Origin of the sequence: Cognaticolwellia beringensis, assembly GCF_002076895.1 — a bacterium.
Classification (GTDB): Bacteria; Pseudomonadota; Gammaproteobacteria; order Enterobacterales; family Alteromonadaceae; genus Cognaticolwellia; species Cognaticolwellia beringensis.
The window spans coordinates 75,182-94,121 of sequence record NZ_CP020465.1; the positions used below are offsets into that span (position 1 = coordinate 75,182).

The window sequence follows — 18,940 nt, forward strand, 5'->3', positions numbered from 1 at the left end:
TTTTTACTTTTTTAAAATAGCCAATGACCGCGTTATTTAATATTTACAGCAACGGGTTATTACAGTGAATAGCTTTCTGTTTGGCTTTTTTTTGTATGTAAAATAGACCTTAGATTTGAAGAAATAGCCGTTGTAAGCTTGTTTTTATCAGCATCATCAAACGAATTGGTATAAGTACAATAAAAGTTGAATGAGAATAATTCGCAAAAACCTTGACAGAGAAAGGTATCTTGATTAGTCTTGCGGAAAATATAAATTCATCAATTTTCGAATTGTTCAGGCGGGCTACATGTTGAATAAGATTTGGTTTTCTCCCTTTGTTTTAGTTGCACTTTTAGGTGCAAGTATTAATGTTGCAGCAAGTGACGATGTAAATGTTTACTCTTACCGTCAACCATTTCTGGTTGAGCCTTTGTTTAATGAGTTTACGAAAGAAACTGGCATTAAAGTTAATGTCGTTTTTGCAAAACAAGGCATGGCTGAACGATTGGCACGCGAAGGCGAATATAGTCCCGCTGATATTTTATTAACCACTGATATTAGTCGCTTAATCGAGTTAAAAGAAAAAGATTTACTACAAGCCGCTGAGTCTACTGAACTGACTGAGGCCATTCCTGCGCAATATAAAGCTTTAGACAATACTTGGTATGCATTAACAACCCGTGTGCGTAATATTTACTCAGCAAAAAGGTTAGGTAAAATTGACTTTAATTATGAAGATCTTGCTGACGAAAAATACCAAGGTAAAATTTGTACTCGCAGTGGTAAACATCCTTACAATGTCGCATTAGTCGCCTCCATGATCGCAGAGCACGGTGAAGCCGATACCTTAACGTGGTTAGAAAAAGTTAAAGCCAACTTAGCGCGTAAGCCACAAGGTAGTGATCGCGCACAAGTGCAAGCTATTCACCAAAACTTATGTGACATATCGTTAGGTAACAGTTATTACTTTGGTAATATGCTTAAAGATGAAAAGCAAAAGGTCTGGGCAGATGCGGTTTACATTAACTTCCCTAATCAAAAAAATCGTGGTGCCCATGTTAATATTTCCGGTATGGCGATGGCTAAATATGCACCCAATAAAGCTAATGCGTTAGCATTAATGAACTTTTTAGTGTCGGAGCCAGCGCAAAAAATGTACGCTGAAACTAACATGGAATATCCAGTACGTCCTGGCGTAAAGCCTTCCAAGTTAGTGGCTTCTTGGGGGCAATTCAAAGCCGATAACTTATCGTTAGAAGTTATCGCTAAACAACGCAAGGCAGCTTTGATTTTACTCGACAAGGCACAATTTGATTTATAGAGCTTTCAATTAAGATTTTACTTCGTGAACATCGGAAATAAAAGTACCAGCTGGAAGTTCTTCAGCTGGTTTTTTGCCTTCGCATTAATGTCGCCAATTATGGTGATGTTATTCGGTAGCATCAGTGCCTCTAGCGATCTATTTGCCCACTTATGGGCCACGGTATTACCTGAATATATTCGCAATACATTAGTGCTTGGATTTTGGGTGGCATTACTTTCATTTTGCTTTGGTGTGCCCGCTGCAGCGCTTATTAGCCAAACCAATATTGTGATGGGTAAACAGTTGAGGTGGTTGCTGATGTTACCGCTGGCAATGCCTGCCTATTTAGTCGCCTATTTATATACCGATTTATTTGATTATGCCGGCCCTGTGCAACGGTTATTACGCACTTGGTTTAATTGGCAATCTCCCAATGATTATTACTTCTTTGATATTAGAACCATAGGCGGAGCGGCAATTGTAATTGCCCTAGTGATGTTCCCTTATGTTTATATGTTGACACGCACCGCCTTTGAGCAACAAGACCGTAATTTACTTCGCGCTAGTCGTTTATTAGGCTGCACCGAACGACAAAGTTTTTATCAGGTCGCGCTTCCCTTAGCACGTCCAGCTATTGCTGTATCATTAGCATTGGTGACCATGGAAACATTAGCTGACTTTGCCACCGTGCAATACTTTGCTGTTAATACCTTAACTACCGCTATTTATGATACTTGGTTAGGCTACAGTGACTTTGCCGCCGCGAATGCACTCGCCAGTGTCCTGATGCTCTTTATTTTATTTATTGTCGTCGCCGAACAACGCGCTAGAGCAGGGCAACTGCATCAATCGAGCCGACCCAATACACAACACCAGCGTAAGCAGCTTAGTGTTGTTCAGCAAATAATAGCCAGTATATTTTGTTGGTTTTTAGTCTTTGCGGGATTTTTATTACCGATAATTTTATTACTCACAATGGCTATCGACTATGCCGACTATAATCAACTTGTTGCCTTAATTGCTACCGGAAAAAACAGTATTGAAATTGCAACTTACAGCGCTACTATAGCGACGTTAATTGCCTTAATGCTGGCTTTATTTCAACGTTTACATCAAAGTCGCGGACGAATGATACCTGTGCAAATTTCTGGTTTTGGTTATGCCATTCCTGGTACCGTACTTGCCATGGCGATGTTAGCCACATTTGGTCCTTTAGATCATGTTATTAACGATGTTGCCAAGGCGTTTGACTTTAAAGCACCAGGTTTAATTTTATCAGGGACAGTTTTTGCCATCGTCTTTGCTTTTGTGGTTAGATTTTCAGCCATTGCTAATGGCACAATTAACGCGGGTATTAGTCAAATACCCAAGTCACTTGATTTAGCACCATCTAGCTTAGGCGTAAAAACCTTACCGGCTATTTTTAGGGTACATTTACCGTTATTAAAATCATCTATCCTGGTCGCTTGGTTGTTAGTTTTTGTTGAAGCCATGAAAGAGTTACCCGCGGTATTGTTATTACGCCCGTTTAACTTTGAAACCTTAAGTACGCAAATATACCAGCTTATTTCTGATGAGCGTTTAGAGCAGGGTGCATTAGGCGCTATCTTGATTGTGCTTTTTGGCCTATTGCCTATTATTTTCCTTAACCGTCAGAAGGACAGCCAATGAAGTCACTTATTAACATTGAAAACTTAGCGGTTGAATTACAATCAAAAGTCATTTTATCGCAAGTAGATTTAACACTTTCAAAAGGTGAAATATTAGGACTTGTTGGTCCTAGCGGTTGTGGCAAAACAACTTTGCTGAATACCTTAGCTGGCTTTATTGCTCAAAGTGCAGGTACGATTGAAATTAACACGAACGATAATCAGCAAATAAAAATTAGCATCGAAGACATGTTGCCGGCTGAAGAACGCAATATTGGTATGATATTTCAAGATTACGCGTTGTTTCCGCATCTTAGCGTGAATGAAAATATCTGTTTTGGGTTGAAGAAGCTATCCAAAGCAGAGCAAGGCAAACGCTGTGAAGAATTATTGACTTTACTTGAATTAACTGAGTTTGGGCAACGTTACCCGCATCAACTATCCGGCGGGCAACAACAGCGAGTGGCCATTGCTCGAGCTTTGGCACCACAGCCTAGCTTATTATTACTCGACGAACCGTTCTCAAATATTGATGCCAGACTGCGTAACGAGTTAATGATTGAAATTAGACAGTTATTAAAGCGTTTAGGTATGACCGCTATTTTTGTTACCCATAATAAAGATGAAGTGTTTACTTTTGCAGATAAAATCGCCGTTATGCATCAAGGTAAAGTGCTACAAATGGGCTCTCCTGCCAACGTTTGTCAACAGCCTAACAGTTGGCAAGTGGCTGACTTTTTGCAATTGGGGAGTTGGCTACCTATCGCATTACCGGCACAAGAGCATGACGCGCAAATAACGAGTTTAGTCGGTCAATTGGCGCGCAGTGCTATTGTTAATGCCTTAGCTGACGAAGATGATAACAAGTCACTTAATTATCAATTATTAGTTAAGCCTAATAATATCGAGCTATGTCAGCATCAGGCGAATAATGTGCTTGTCGAACATATCAGCGTAACTGAGCAAGGCTATCATTATTTATTGAGTAGTATTGAGCAAAATAACGTATTGTCCTTTTCACAATTAAGTTTTTATAGCCAAGAACTTTATGCGTTAGGTGCTAAGTTAGCAATTAAATTAAAGGGTGAACATTTTCATTTATATGCCGCTGCTGATCCCCATTTATAAGGCAATTTTATCGTTGCTGTCGCCAATTTGTGACACTAAAATCACTTTTTTAGCTAAAAATAATTAATTGTTCTGCCTTAAAAGGGTATCAGATCCACAAAACCCCACAATTTCATTCACTTCCCTCAAAGCCTTTATTTTATTGGCACTCAGCGTGATCAATTAACGAAAACTTTGCTTGACATAAGTTTGCTTTACTCACTAAACTGTATCAGTGTGGGGAAAAGTGGGAATTAGTGGATCATTGGAGATCCCAAAACAATAAAGTGGATTATGTTTAGAGGCACTAGCGCAATTACGCTCGACAGCAAAAACAGAATTACGATGCCTACAAGGTATCGCGAAGAGCTGTTCGCTGATTGCCAAGGGAAAATGGTCTGTACTGTAGATATACAGCATCCCTGCCTATTGTTATACCCACTACCCGAATGGGAAGAAATAGAATTAAAGCTTTGTGGATTATCGAGCATGAATCCACAAGAGCGGTTATTACAACAAGTACTATTAGGTAATGCCTCAGATTGCGAAATAGATAAAAGTGGTCGTTTATTAATTAATGGCCCACTTCGACAACATGCTGGCCTAGAAAAAAGTTTGATGTTAGTAGGACAGTTGAAAAAGTTCGAAATCTGGAGTGAAAGCGCTTGGCAGGCACAAATGCAGCAAGGCATTGCAAAAATTCAGTCAGGTGAAATTGAGCTTACTGACCGTTTACTTGATTTATCTTTATGATAAATCGTTGAATAAAATAATGATAACTAGATGGCGTTTATAAACACATAATGCAACACGATAATGCACATATTTCAGTTCTGCTTGCCGAATCGATTACAGGGCTCGCGATAAAACCAGCAGGTATTTATATCGACTGTACTTTTGGTCGTGGCGGTCATTCAGGACTTATTCTTGAAAACTTAGGTCCGAACGGACGCTTGATAGCGATAGACAGAGATTTAACGGCGATAGCTGCGGCTGAAAAATATGCCGATGATCCACGTTTTATTATCGAACATCATGGCTTTGCTGATTTACAGATGATTGTTGAAAAACATGATTTGACAGAAAAAATAGACGGCATTTTATTAGATCTTGGCGTGTCATCTCCGCAACTTGATGAAGCAGAACGCGGCTTTAGTTTTATGAAAGACGGCCCGCTTGATATGCGAATGGATACCACTCGTGGCCAAACGGCTGCTGAATGGATAGCGGTTGCTGATGTTGAAGATATTACTTGGGTGCTACGTACCTTTGGCGAAGAAAAACATGCTTGGCGCATTGCTAACGCCATCGTAGATGAACGTGAAGTAACACCGTTGACTCGCACGGGACAATTAGCGCAATTAATTAAGAAAACAGCCCCACAAAGAGAAATTAAAAAGCACCCGGCAACACGAAGTTTTCAAGCCATTCGCATGTACATTAATAGCGAGTTAGAACAAATTGAGAAAGTATTGGCGGCATCATTGTCAGTACTCGCGACCGATGGTCGTTTGGTGGTCATTAGTTTTCATTCACTTGAAGACAGATTAGTGAAACAGTTTATGAAAAAGCATTCGCAAGGCAAAAAAGTGCCAAGAGGTATGCCAATCAGCGAAGAAGAATTAAATAAAGGTAAAAACTTGAGCTTAATTGGCCGTAAATTAAAACCAAGTAAAGATGAAGTGGAAGAAAACGTACGCTCTCGCAGCTCAGTATTAAGGGTTGCACAGAGGCTAGCGCGCTAACAATGGTGCGTTAGTATGGCAACCCCAAAAGTTGTGTTAACACTTGATATTTGGCATGACATTAAGCGCCATTTAGTTATTTATGGCATTTTGTTATTGGTATTGATATCGGCGTTTTCAGTGATTTATTTTACCCATTTGAATCGTCAAACTACCAGTAAAATTGAAGTGTTGTTAACCGAGCGCGACGCATTAGAAAATGAATGGCGAAATTTGTTATTAGAGCAAAATAGCTTAGCTGAACATAGCGCCATTGAAAGCAGCGCTGAAAAGCAATTGAATATGACCAGGCCAGATGCAAGCTCGGAAATTATTATTAAATTACTATGATTTATTACCACGGGTATGGCAATGAAAAAACCAGCACAATATAATCCAAACACGGTAGCATGGCGTTTTTACGTCGTGGTAGGCGCTGTTTTGCTTATTTATGCTGGCTTGATGGCTCGCACGGCTTACATTCAGGTATTTGAACCTGACATGCTGAAAAAGCAAGGCGATAACCGTTCACTGCGCACTAACACAAAAACCGTGCAACGGGGTTCTATCGTTGATCGTAATGGTCATGAGTTAGCGATCAGTGTACCAGTAGAAACGGTCTGGGCTGATCCTAAAATAATTTTTGATACTAATGCCTTGTCCATGACAAAACATTGGCAAGCGTTGGCTGACGTTCTGGGCCAAGACGTTAATAAATTAAAAGTTAGAGTCACTAAAAATCCAACTAAACGTTTTGTCTATATTGAACGTAAAGTTGCACCCGCCATGGCCGGTTACATTCAAGAATTGAAAATCCCCGGTATTTATTTACGTAAAGAATCTAAACGGTTTTACCCTGCGGGCGAAATAAGTGCGCATATTGTCGGTTTTACTAATGTCGACGATAAAGGCATTGAAGGCGTTGAGCGGGTTTATGATCAACTACTAACCGGTGAAGATGGCGAGAAAAAATATCGTAAAGATGCCAAAGGCCGTAAAATAGAAATTTTATCGGTTAAAGCGTCAACACAACCAAAAGAAATTACCTTGAGTATCGATCAGCGCATACAAGCACTGGCTTATCGTGAGCTAAAGGGCGCGGTTAAGGCGTTTAAAGCTACATCAGGCTCAGCGGTTGTGACCAATGTTAACACCGGTGAAGTATTAGCCTTGGTTAACAGTCCTTCATATAACCCCAATAATCGTGCTGGTGTTGCTATTCATCGTTTTCGTAATCGTGCAATTACCGATATTTATGAGCCTGGTTCAAGTGTGAAACCATTGACGGTTTTGACCGCCTTGGAATTTGGCAGTGTAACAAAAGACAGTATTATTGATACTTATCCAGGCTGGATGCGTTTAGGGGGAAGTCGTGTTTCTGACCCGCGTTACCTCGGTAAAATAACCTTATCTGAACTCCTCGTACACTCGTCAAATATGGGTACGACTAAATTGGCCCTGTCGGTACCAAAAGATTACTTAATCGATAAATTTTTTGACGCCGGATTTTCTGAAGAAACCGGTACAGGTTTAGTCGGTGAAAGTTCTGGCATGATGCACGATAGAGCACGTTGGTCAAAATTTGAATTAGCAACGTTATCTTGGGGTCACGGCGTGGCAATTACCCCTATTCAGCTAGCGCGTTTTTATACAACCTTAGGAAATGGTGGTATTAAAATACCTTTAACCATTTTAAAACAAGACGCTGACTCGCTAGCAAAACAAAAGCATGAACGTATTTTCTCTGCTGAAAACAGTCAAAATGTTGTAGAGATGTTAGAAAATGTGGTTAACGAACATTACACCGTTGCGAAAGTAGATGGTTATCGTGTCGGTGGCAAAAGTGGTACCGCGATTAAAGCGTTTGCCGGTGGTTATGGTAATGACTATGTTGGTTTGTTTGGCGGTGTAGCACCTATTTCTGATCCTGAAATTGCAGTAGTGGTGGTGATCGATGATCCCGGTGGTGATTTATATCATGGGGGAGAAGTTGCTGCGCCCGTTTTTTCTCGAATTATGAAGGGCACGCTGCGGCTGCTCAATGTCCCGCCTGATGCGAATACAAGAATGACCTCTGTAAAAGCAGAGCAAAAAGTTGAGATTTTACCCAAGGAGCGTGACCATGTTTGATCACGCTTTAGACGTTTCTAATGCATCGAAAAACTTTGCCGCTATTGAAGCGGTTTTAAGCGTTGGTGAAATAACGCTTTCATCAAGTGAACTCACAAAATTGAAAGCACGATTTAAAGTACAATTATCCGCGCAAAATAGTCAGCAATCAGCCGTAGCTAAGGCCAACTTAGTGAATGATACGCGTGCACTAAATGCCGGTGATGTATTCTGTGCGGTTATCGGTAGCTTACGCGACGGTCGTGAATATGTAGAACAAGCAATATCGGCAAACTGCGCCATGATATTGCAAGAAACCACTGAACAATCAGCACATGGGCAATTAACATGGCTTGAACAGGTGCCAGGCTCACAATTGCCCGTGTTGTCTTACTTTCAGTTAAACGATAATTTATTTAATGTCGCCAAAGCATTTTATGCTGAGCCACAAAAATCTTTAAATATTATTGGCATTACCGGCACCAATGGTAAAACCAGCACAAGCCAAATTATTGCCAATTTACTCGATTATTGTCATAAAAATTGTGCCGTTATTGGCACCAATGGCGCAGGTAAACTTGCGCAACTGCAAACTATTGAAAATACCACGCCAGGCGCAACAGAATTACATCAGCTATTGGCACTCTTTATCGAGCAAAATATTACCGATGTTGCCATGGAAGTGTCATCACATGCCTTGGCACAAAAACGCGTCAGTGCGAGATTATTTAATACTGCTGTGTTTACAAATTTAAGCCGCGATCATTTAGATTATCACCAAACCATGTCTGCGTATGCCGCAGCGAAACAAGAAATATTTACCGGTGATAATAAGCAAGTTGCGGTTATTAATGGCGACGACAAACAGGCGCAAAAATGGCTCGAAAATTGGCCAAAAGCACAAGCCGTTGTGGTGTATGGTCGAGATAAACATATTGCAGATTATGCCCGCTTCGCACAAGCGTTAAATGTTAAGCATCATGCTAACGGGGTTAGCTTCCAACTGATTACCGAGCAAGGCGAATGTGAAATTCATAGCCAGTTGTTAGGTGACTTTAATGTTGAAAACCTCTTAGCTGCTATTGCCGTGTTAATGGTTGAGAACATAGCACTAACTACAATTGCCAAAGCGATCACCCAGCTTGTGCCCATTATTGGTCGCATGGAAGCATTTTCGTCAGCGGGTAAACCTACGACTGTAGTAGATTACGCCCATACCCCAGATGCACTGGCTAGCGCGTTAGATGCTTGTCGATTACATTGCCATGGCAAACTATGGCTGGTATTTGGCTGCGGTGGTGACAGAGATGTGGGTAAGCGAGCATTAATGGCGAAAGTTGCCGAAAGTAAAGCGGATCATATGATCATTACTAACGACAATCCTCGCAGCGAAGACCCTGAAAGCATAGCCGCAGATATTATTGCAGGCTTAGGGGAAACAACGAATTTTGAAAAAATATTAGATAGAGAAACTGCCATTTTATCAGCATTAACACAAGCAGCTGCCGATGATGTCGTGCTTTGTGCCGGAAAAGGCCATGAAAACACCATTATTTTTGGCAATGAAAAACGCCATTATGATGAACGTGCTGTAGTAAAAGCTTTTTATTCAGCAGAAAAAGAGGTGACGGTATGATCTCGTTAACCTTAACTGAAATATCAAAAGCTATGAATGGCCAACTGCTGGGTGAAAACTTAACCATAAACGCGATTAGTACCGATAGCCGTGCATTGAAGGCTGGTGATGTTTTCCTCGCATTGCGAGGGCCAAATTTTGATGGTCATAAATTTCTAACGCAAGCCAGTGAACTTGGTTGTAGTGCGGTTATTGTCCAAGAAGCACAAGAAAACCTCAATATTGCACAAATCGTCGTTGAAGATACACATAAGGCATTAGGCGAAATTGCCGCGTATGTTAAAGCAAAAGTGGCGCCTAAAACGGTAGCGATAACCGGTAGCAGTGGCAAAACTACGGTAAAAGAAATGGTCGCAGCGATTTTAAATCGCTTAGGTAACGTACTCGCTACAAAAGGCAATTTTAACAACGATATTGGTGTACCACTAACGTTATTACGATTAGAAGAGCAGCATGACTTTGCCGTGGTGGAATTAGGCGCAAATCACATTGGTGAAATTGCCTATACCTCAGCACTGGTTAAGCCCGATGTCGCTATTATTAATAATATCGCCGCTGCTCACTTAGAAGGTTTCGGTGATTTATGTGGAGTTGCACGTGCGAAAGGTGAAATTTTTTCTGGCTTAAACGCTGGTGGCGTTGCTATTTATAACCAAGACACGCAGTGGGCTAACAAATGGCAATGGCGTTTAACAGATAAAAACGTTCTGCGATTTTCATGTAAGGACACCGCTGATTTTTACAGTCATCAAGAAGTTTTAGATGACAATGGCTGCGCAAATTTCACATTAACGACCCCCATTGGCAGCGTTGAAATCACACTAACCGTGCCAGGACATCACAACGTCTGTAATGCCGTTGCAGCAGCGACTATCGCAGTTGAGTTTGGCGCTAGTTTAGAAGATATTCGTTTAGGTTTAGCTGAAATGGCTGAAGTTAAAGGCCGATTGAATTTACATCAACTCGATAGCAAGACTAAATTAATCGACGATACCTATAACGCTAACGTCGAATCAATCAATGCCGCGTCAGACTTATTGGCGAGTTATTCAGGTCGTAGAGTGCTTATTTTGGGCGACATGGGTGAATTAGGCGAAGAAGCACGTCGTTATCATCAAGATGTCGGCGAACATGCGAAAAGTAAGCATATTGATGATTTGTTGACCTTAGGCATATTAAGTCAACATGCCTCTGATGCCTTTTATCAAGGACAAGAGACTCTAGCTCAACATTTTAGTAGTAAAGAAAAGTTAATGTCACGACTACAGCAGTTACTTCAAGGTGAAGAACAGCAAGTGACTATTTTAGTTAAAGGTTCGCGCAGTGCTCATATGGAATACGTAGTGGCTGATATTATTCAATGGCATAACAGTCAGACTATGCAGGAGCAGGCATAATGTTACTTTGGTTAGGTGAGTATCTCACCCAGTTTTATTCATTTTTCAATGTTTTTTCTTATTTAACATTTCGAGCCATAATATCAACGCTGACCGCGTTGATTATCTCGTTATATTTTGGCCCTAAATTGATCCGTGCTTTGCAAAATATGCAAATAGGTCAAACAGTCCGTGACGACGGTCCAGAAAGTCACTTAGTTAAATCGGGTACACCTACCATGGGTGGGTTATTAATATTGGCCGCCATCGTGGTCAGCGTTTTATTGTGGGCTGACTTAACGAACACCTATGTGTGGGTAGTGCTATTTGTGCTCGTTAGCTTTGGCTTAATTGGTTTTGTTGATGATTACCGAAAAGTTATTCGCAAAGACTCAAATGGCTTAATTGCCCGTTGGAAGTATTTTTGGCAAACCGTCATTGGGTTAGCCACCGCAATATTTTTATATCAATTTGCTCAAAGCCCTGAAGAAACCACGTTACTCATTCCGTTTGTTAAGAATGTATTACCGCAGTTAGGTTTGCTTTATATCGGCTTAGTGTATTTCGTTATTGTTGGTACTAGTAATGCAGTTAACTTGACCGATGGTCTTGATGGCCTTGCCATTGTGCCGACCATTATGGTGGCAGGAGCTTTCGCCGTTTTTGCTTACATGACTGGCCATGCTAATTTTTCTGAATATTTACATATCCCCCATATCGCTTTAGCCAGTGAACTTGTGGTTGTTTGTACCGCTATTGTTGGTGCTGGTTTAGGGTTCTTGTGGTTTAACACTTACCCTGCACAAGTTTTTATGGGTGATGTTGGCTCGCTTGCCTTAGGTGCGGCATTAGGTGTTATCGCTGTATTGGTTAGACAAGAGTTAGTGCTATTTATTATGGGTGGCGTATTTGTGATAGAAACGCTGTCGGTAATTTTACAGGTTGGTTCATACAAATTACGCGGCCAACGCATATTTCGTATGGCGCCAATTCATCATCATTATGAGTTAAAAGGTTGGCCTGAACCAAGAGTGATTGTTCGCTTTTGGATAATTTCTTTAGTGTTAGTGTTGATTGGCTTAGCCACTCTGAAATTAAGGTAAAAATAAACGCGTGAATAAACAATTGCAACAGTCGGTAACGACGCAATTAGCGAATAAACGAATCGTGATCTTAGGTATTGGTATCACAGGATTATCGTGCGCGCGTTTTTTACATCGTCATCACATTGCATTTGCAGTAAACGATAGCCGAGCAATGCCTATTTCTCCGGGTGATTTTAAACACCAATTTGCTGATAACACTTTAGTGTTAGGACAATGGGATCAAGCACTGATCGCCCAAGCAGATGTGTTAATTGTCAGTCCAGGTATTGATATTACAACACCAGCAATTAGTCATGCCATTGCTAAAAATTGTGATGTTATTGGTGATATAGAACTGTTTTGCCGATTAAGTACTACGCCGATAATAGCGGTTACCGGCTCAAATGGTAAATCTACCGTGGTGTCGATGTTAAATTATGTCGGAAACGGCTTAGGCTATCACGTGCAGTTAGGTGGTAATATTGGTTTGCCGGTACTGGATCAAATTGACCAAGAGCAAGCAGACTTTATTGTTTTAGAGCTATCAAGTTTTCAGCTTGAAACAGTAAAAAGTATGAAGCCACTTGCCGCTACCGTATTGAACTTAAGTGATGACCATTTAGATCGTCATAAAACCATTGAAAACTATGGCGCTATCAAGCAAAGCATTTATCAAAATAGCAAATATGTACTTTATAACCGCAATGATAATGCGACTAAACCTAGTAGCTGTTATGCCAGCAGTCAGCAGTTAAGTTTCGGTAGCGAACCTGCACAAACAGGTGATTTCGGCATTGCTGAACTCGACGGTGTTAGTCACTTAATGTTAGGGGATAAACCGTTATGCACCTTGGCTGAATTGCCATTACAAGGTGTTCATAATGCTTTAAATTATTTAGCCGTGTTAGCTTTAGGAAAATGTGCCGGCTGGGATTTAACTTCAATGCTAGCCAGTTTAATGACCTTTAGAGGCTTAGCACATCGTTGTGAAGTGATTGAAACAAACGACGGTATTCGTTGGATTAACGATTCAAAGGCCACCAATGTTGGTGCAACCCTTGCTGCTATTGAAGGGCTATCGCCTACACTGCAAGGCAATAAGCTGATTCTAATCGCCGGGGGTGATGGCAAAGGTGCTGATTTCTCTCCACTGACACAAGCATTAACCCAGCACGTCGATTACTTGATCACGATTGGCAAAGATGGTCGTAATATTGCTTCGCTAAGATCACCAGAGCAAGCAGAAAAAACTTCACACCTTGATTCACTGTCAGCGGCGGTAAAGCTTGCCCGAACACAAGCGAATGCAGGCGATATGGTCTTATTATCACCGGCGTGTGCCAGTTTAGATATGTTCGCTAACTATGTTGAACGTGGCGTGGTGTTTATAAAATCAGTGCTAACGCACAAGGAGCGAATATAATGATCGCCTCCTTTGCTAATTTGTCACAGTGGACGTTACCACCCTGGTTACGAGTTGAGTCAAGTTCGGTCGCCACTTTTGACCGAAGCTATGTGTTACTTGCGCTCAGTATGTATATGATCGGCTTAATCATGGTGGCAAGCTCTTCGATGCCAATTGCAGAACGATTATTTGCCAATCCATTTCATTTTATTGTTCGCCATATGATTTACATTGGGCTCAGCCTTTGTGTGGCAGCCTTGGCGTTACAAATACCAATGCATCAATGGCATAAATATAGTGGCAATTTATTGTTAGTAGGTATTGCTTTATTGGTGGTTGTTTTAGTTGTGGGCCGAAACGTAAACGGTGCTACACGCTGGATTGGTATTGGGCCGATAACCATACAAGCGGCAGAGCCAGCGAAACTATTTTTCTTTTGTTATTTGTCTGCTTATTTAGTTAGGCGACGCGATGAAGTCATGGAAAATGTTAAAGGCTTTGCCAAACCCTTATTGGTTTTTGGTGTGTTAAGTGGTTTGTTACTTATGCAGCCTGACTTAGGTACCATTATCGTCATGTTTGTCACGACCTTTGGCTTATTATTTTTAGCGGGTGCCAAGTTATGGCAATTTATTGCAATTTCAGCGGTCGGCGTCACGTTATTGTCAATGTTGGCCTATTTCTCACCTTATCGTTGGGCGCGGGTAACAGGCTTCCTCGACCCATGGAAAGACCCTTTTGGTAGTGGTTACCAATTAACACAATCGTTAATGGCTTATGGCCGTGGTGAAACATTCGGTCAAGGATTAGGTAACAGTGTACAAAAATTAGAATATTTACCTGAAGCACATACCGATTTTGTGATGGCTGTGCTTGCTGAAGAATTCGGTTTTATCGGCATAAGCGTTATTTTATTGTTAAGTATGACCTTGGTTTTTAAAGCCTTATTACTGGGCAGGAAAGCAGTCAGTCAAGAAAAATATTTTGAAGGCTTTTTTGCTTATGCCATTGGTATTTGGTTCTGCTTTCAGGCAGCGGTTAATATTGGCGCCAGTGCAGGCATAGTGCCAACCAAAGGCTTAACAATGCCGTTGATTAGTTATGGTGGTAGTTCCATGATCATTATGACTATGGCTTTGGTGATATTAATCCGCATTGATCACGAAATTAGATTACAAAGTATTCAAGCAACCAGTCGTGCAACTGGTACTCATAAAGGCTCTAAGAAGAAACAAAGTAAAGTGAATAAAACAAAACTTATCGAGGGCGAAAATGACTGAACAAATGAGTCATGACTCAAAGCGCCCAACACTGTTAGTAATGGCAGGCGGAACCGGCGGACATATATTTCCAGGTATTGCAGTTGCAGATGCCTTAGTAAAACAAGGCTGGAAAATACATTGGCTAGGCACTGCTCAGCGAATGGAAGCAGAGCTAGTGCCAAAAAGTGGCTATCCGATCTCATTTATTAATATGGCCGGTGTGCGTAATAAGAACTGGCAGACATGGTTGAAAACGCCATTCAAAATTTTGCAATCTGTGCTGCAGTCTATTCAAATATTGCGCAAAGTTAAACCTGATGTTGTTCTAGGAATGGGCGGTTATGCTAGTGCTCCTGGTGGAGTAGCAGCATGGTTATTAGGTATCCCGTTGGTATTGCATGAACAAAATGCCGTTGCGGGCATGAGTAATCGCTACCTGTCGTTTATAGCGACAAGAACGTTAAGTGCATTTCCTGGCGCTTTTAGTAAAAGAGTCAGCTCAAAAGTAGTCGGAAATCCATTGCGTAGCAATATTATCGCCATTAAAAACGTCATGCCGGAACAACCAGCAACCAGTAAAAAAGTGTTGGTAGTGGGGGGCAGTTTAGGTGCGAAGATACTGAACGATGTTGTGCCTCAAGCAATGAATCAAATTAAAGTACAGAGTATTGATGTTTGGCATCAAACCGGTGGTGGCAATGAACAAGCCGTCTTGAAAAGTTATCAAGACTACGGTTTGCCAGAAGAAAAGGTCAAGGTAACAGAATTTATTGAAGATATGGCCGCGGCCTACAAATGGGCTGACGTAGTTATTTGTCGAGCGGGTGCATTAACCGTGTCTGAATTAGCAATGGCGGCAAAACCGGCTATATTCGTGCCCTTGCCGCATGCGGTTGATGATCACCAAACCAAGAACGCTATGTATTTAGTTAATTGTGGTGCGGCAAAGTTAATCGCACAAAAAGAGTTTAACGGTACAACCCTGGGGCAAATGCTTAATAGTCTGTTTATTTCTGACAAAGTCGTACAACAGATGTCTAAAGCTGCGCACAATGCTGCCCATGCGGATGCAACTAACCTTGTGGCATCAACCTGTATCGAGGTAGTAAAAACATGAGTAAAGAAATGACGACAGAAAGTAATAACAATACTGCATTAAGTAATGCCAATAACAGGGTGCCAGAAATGCGCCGTGTAAAAACCATCCATTTTGTTGGTATTGGTGGTGCGGGTATGGGCGGTATTGCCGAAGTATTGTTGAACGAAGGCTATCAAATTACCGGTTCTGACATTGGTGAAAACCAAGTGGTTAAGCGTCTAACAGCCTTAGGTGCGAAAATAACTATCGGTCATCACGAAGATAATGTTAATGGCGCGAGTGTTATTGTGGTTTCAACCGCTATTAATGTTGAAAATCCAGAATTAGTTGCGGCACACGAACAACGTATTCCAGTCGTTCGTCGAGCTGAAATGTTAGCCGAATTAATGCGTTTTCGTCACGGTATTGCCATTGCTGGCACCCATGGTAAAACCACTACCACTAGCTTAATTGCTAGTATATTTGCACAAGCTAACTTAGATCCTACGTTTGTCATCGGCGGCTTATTAAATAGTGCCGGAACCAATGCACGTTTAGGGAGTAGCCGTTATTTAATTGCTGAAGCCGATGAAAGCGATGCGTCATTCTTGCATTTGCAACCTATGGTTTCTGTGATCACTAATATCGATGAAGATCATATGGAAACGTATCAAGGTGATTTTGAAAAACTTAAAGATACCTACATCGAGTTTTTGCACAACTTACCTTTTTATGGTTTAGCCGTGGTTTGTTTAGATAATCCAGTAGTACGAGAAATACTACCGCGCATTGGTCGCCAAGTGATTACTTATGGCTTCTGCGAAGATGCCGACGTTAGAGCAACCCAATATCAACAATCGGCCGGAATGAGCTCATTTGTGGTTGAACGCAAAGACAGCGCGCCTTTGGCTATTAGCGTTAATTTACCGGGTGAGCATAACGTATTAAATGCCTTGGCGGGTGTAGCGGTTGCTATTGATGAAGGCGTTGAAGATATCGCTATTCAGCAAGCGTTACAAAGTTTTGCAGGTATCGGTCGTCGTTTCGAGAAATTAGCTACTTTGAGCACAGACCAAGGTGAAATGGTGCTCATCGATGATTATGGTCACCACCCAACAGAAGTTAAAGCCACAATAGCAGCGATGCGTAACGGCTGGCCGGAAAAAAGATTAATCATGGTGTTTCAACCACACAGATATTCACGTACGCGCGATCTGTATGAAGATTTTGTTGAGGTATTATCAGAGGTTGATTGCTTATTTTTACTTGATGTTTATGGCGCAGGTGAAGCGCCAATTGCTAATGCTGACAGTAAAAGTTTAGCGCGTAGCATTCGTTTACGTGGCCAAATAGAGCCAATTTATGTTAGTGACAGTGACAAATTAGCCGAATTAATCGCGGCACAGTTAAAAGATGGCGACATGGTTATTACCCAAGGTGCCGGTAACATCGGTGCTATTGCACGTAGTTTAGCAACAGATAAAAAGTTAATGGTGGCAAGTTCATGAAACCTTTAATGGAAGAAAAATTAGCTGTTTTATATGGTGGTACATCAGCAGAAAGAGCGGTGTCACTTAATTCAGGAAAAGCAGTGGCTAAAGGCTTAAAAGAAGCGGGTTTCAATGTTCAGCTTATTGATACTCAAGATTACTGCTTAAGTGATTTAGTAAAATTAGATATTGACCGTGTGTTTATAGCTTTACATGGCCGTGGTGGAGAAGACGGTTGTGTGCAGGGTGCACTGCAATATATGAATATTCCTTATACCGGATCTGATGTACTGGGTTCAGCATTATCGATGGATAAAATTCGCAGTAAGCAAGTCTTTCAAGCGTTGAATCTACCGACTGCTGCCTTTGCTATTGTCGATAAAGCACATTATCAAGCAGAAGATGCGGCAAATATATTACAAGAGTTAGGCAATGTGGTCATGGTTAAGCCTGCGAATGAAGGTTCAAGCATTGGCATGTCTAAGGCAAATAATGCCGAAGAATTGCATCAGGCACTTATCGCTGCTTTTCATTACGACCATCAAATTTTGGTAGAGGCTTGGGTTCAAGGCCCAGAATACACTGTCGCTATTTTAGGGCAAACGCCGTTACCCGTTATCCATATGGTAACCCCGAACGATTTTTATGACTACGACGCAAAATATAAAGCTAACACGACGCAATATCATTGTCCGTGTTCACTCTCTGCTGAGGACGAAGCTGAACTACAAAGTATCGCCTTAAAAGCATTTAATGCTACTGGCGCTAAAGGGTGGGGGCGAGTAGATGTTATGCGCAATGCGCAAGGTCAATGGCAGTTATTGGAAGTCAATACAGTACCGGGCATGACAGAAACGTCATTGGTCCCTAAAGCCGCGAAGGTGCACGGCTTAAGTTTTAGCGAATTGGTGACCAAAATTGTTGCGTTAAGCGCACAAGGTAGTGCGTAACGTATGGCAACGGCAAGGCAAAAACAACTTCCATTAAAGGAAGAAGTCGCAGATTTACACTGGACTTTTTGGCTAGGCGTCACGTTTTTCGTTGCTGTTATTGTTGCCATTTTATCGTTTGGTATTTTTTTGAACAAACAACTTAGCGCTGAAGAGTCAGCGCCTGTCACCTCAATTGCGATTGCTGGTGAAATGCCTTACACCACGCGTGTAGACATTGAGCGAGCGATAGAAAAAGTTAATTTAGGTAACTTCTTTAACTTAGATGTAAATGACGTACAGCAAAAAGTGGCAAAATTACCTTGGGTTTATTCTGTTTCAGTACGGAAAAAATGGCCGAATGAATTGAAAATTTATATTGTTGATCAAAAGCCGATAGCGCATTGGAATGGGGACTTTTTAATTAACGCAAACGGTAAAGCGTTTCAGGCTGACGTGCAACGGTTAGTCAAGAAGTTACCGGCATTTTTCGGTCCAGAGGGCAGTGAACAAATAGCCTTAGACAATTTTAGAGACTTGAATAAGCTATTGGATTTTAGCCAATTAGCCATAGATGAATTAGTGCTGACTGAGCGTTTTGCTTGGCAGCTTATCCTAAATGATGGTGTCACCATTAATTTAGGCCGTGATAATCGTGTTGAGCGTATACAGCGCTTCATGGACATTTATCCAGAGATTAAATTGAATAAAAAGGAGGGTCAGCAAGTGGATTATGTTGATCTGAGATACGATACCGGTTTAGCCGTTGGTTGGAAGACCGCGGATAATAAAGAAAGAGTTTAGC

At 41.3% G+C, this 18,940-nt stretch carries 16 protein-coding genes; all 16 read left to right on the top strand.

Annotation, left to right across the window (positions count from 1 at the left end):
* Positions 1-289 precede the first annotated feature (289 nt).
* The 16 genes from B5D82_RS00335 (at position 290) to B5D82_RS00410 (ending at position 18,939) form a co-directional block, all read left to right on the top strand.
* Positions 290-1,303 (top strand): extracellular solute-binding protein, encoded by a 1,014-nt coding sequence (locus B5D82_RS00335; protein ID WP_081148281.1) that lies wholly within the window; start codon positions 290-292, stop codon positions 1,301-1,303.
* Between the two features lie 24 nt (positions 1,304-1,327).
* Entirely contained in the window at positions 1,328-2,956 is a 1,629-nt protein-coding gene (locus B5D82_RS00340; RefSeq protein WP_245807530.1) for an ABC transporter permease, read from the top strand.
* Entirely contained in the window at positions 2,953-4,062 is a 1,110-nt protein-coding gene (locus B5D82_RS00345) for an ABC transporter ATP-binding protein (RefSeq protein WP_081148283.1), read from the top strand. The genes B5D82_RS00340 and B5D82_RS00345 overlap by 4 nt, the downstream gene beginning before the upstream one ends.
* A gap of 273 nt (positions 4,063-4,335) precedes the next feature.
* Positions 4,336-4,794, top strand: a complete 459-nt coding sequence (gene mraZ, locus B5D82_RS00350) for a division/cell wall cluster transcriptional repressor MraZ (RefSeq protein ID WP_081148285.1) — start codon at positions 4,336-4,338, stop codon at positions 4,792-4,794.
* A 50-nt stretch (positions 4,795-4,844) separates the two neighbouring features.
* Entirely contained in the window at positions 4,845-5,786 is a 942-nt protein-coding gene (gene rsmH / locus B5D82_RS00355; RefSeq protein ID WP_081148288.1) for a 16S rRNA (cytosine(1402)-N(4))-methyltransferase RsmH, read from the top strand.
* 15 nt (positions 5,787-5,801) lie between these two features.
* Positions 5,802-6,116, top strand: coding sequence for a cell division protein FtsL (gene ftsL, locus B5D82_RS00360; RefSeq protein WP_081148291.1), 315 nt, complete (start codon positions 5,802-5,804; stop codon positions 6,114-6,116).
* A 21-nt stretch (positions 6,117-6,137) separates the two neighbouring features.
* Entirely contained in the window at positions 6,138-7,895 is a 1,758-nt protein-coding gene (locus tag B5D82_RS00365) for a peptidoglycan D,D-transpeptidase FtsI family protein (RefSeq protein ID WP_172820610.1), read from the top strand.
* Entirely contained in the window at positions 7,888-9,510 is a 1,623-nt protein-coding gene (locus B5D82_RS00370) for a UDP-N-acetylmuramoyl-L-alanyl-D-glutamate--2,6-diaminopimelate ligase (RefSeq protein ID WP_081148296.1), read from the top strand. Before B5D82_RS00365 ends, B5D82_RS00370 begins: the two co-directional genes overlap by 8 nt.
* Entirely contained in the window at positions 9,507-10,907 is a 1,401-nt protein-coding gene (locus tag B5D82_RS00375) for a UDP-N-acetylmuramoyl-tripeptide--D-alanyl-D-alanine ligase (protein ID WP_081148300.1), read from the top strand. Before B5D82_RS00370 ends, B5D82_RS00375 begins: the two co-directional genes overlap by 4 nt.
* Complete coding sequence (gene mraY / locus B5D82_RS00380; protein ID WP_081148303.1) at positions 10,907-11,989, top strand: phospho-N-acetylmuramoyl-pentapeptide-transferase; 1,083 nt, start codon at positions 10,907-10,909, stop codon at positions 11,987-11,989. The genes B5D82_RS00375 and mraY overlap by 1 nt, the downstream gene beginning before the upstream one ends.
* A 10-nt stretch (positions 11,990-11,999) precedes the next feature.
* Complete coding sequence (gene murD / locus B5D82_RS00385; protein ID WP_245807531.1) at positions 12,000-13,394, top strand: UDP-N-acetylmuramoyl-L-alanine--D-glutamate ligase; 1,395 nt, start codon at positions 12,000-12,002, stop codon at positions 13,392-13,394.
* Positions 13,394-14,656: a cell division protein FtsW gene (gene ftsW, locus B5D82_RS00390; protein ID WP_081148306.1), complete on the top strand. Its 1,263-nt coding sequence runs from the start codon at positions 13,394-13,396 to the stop codon at positions 14,654-14,656. Before murD ends, ftsW begins: the two co-directional genes overlap by 1 nt.
* A 4-nt stretch (positions 14,657-14,660) precedes the next feature.
* Positions 14,661-15,755, top strand: coding sequence for an undecaprenyldiphospho-muramoylpentapeptide beta-N-acetylglucosaminyltransferase (gene murG, locus B5D82_RS00395; RefSeq protein ID WP_081154209.1), 1,095 nt, complete (start codon positions 14,661-14,663; stop codon positions 15,753-15,755).
* Positions 15,756-15,763: 8 nt separating this feature from the next.
* On the top strand, positions 15,764-17,224 hold the full coding sequence (gene murC / locus B5D82_RS00400) for a UDP-N-acetylmuramate--L-alanine ligase (RefSeq protein WP_094122839.1): 1,461 nt from the start codon (positions 15,764-15,766) through the stop codon (positions 17,222-17,224).
* Positions 17,221-18,156, top strand: a complete 936-nt coding sequence (locus B5D82_RS00405; protein ID WP_081148311.1) for a D-alanine--D-alanine ligase — start codon at positions 17,221-17,223, stop codon at positions 18,154-18,156. Before murC ends, B5D82_RS00405 begins: the two co-directional genes overlap by 4 nt.
* Before the next feature lie 3 nt (positions 18,157-18,159).
* On the top strand, positions 18,160-18,939 hold the full coding sequence (locus B5D82_RS00410) for a cell division protein FtsQ/DivIB (protein ID WP_081148315.1): 780 nt from the start codon (positions 18,160-18,162) through the stop codon (positions 18,937-18,939).
* The last annotated feature ends 1 nt before the right edge of the window (position 18,940 follow it).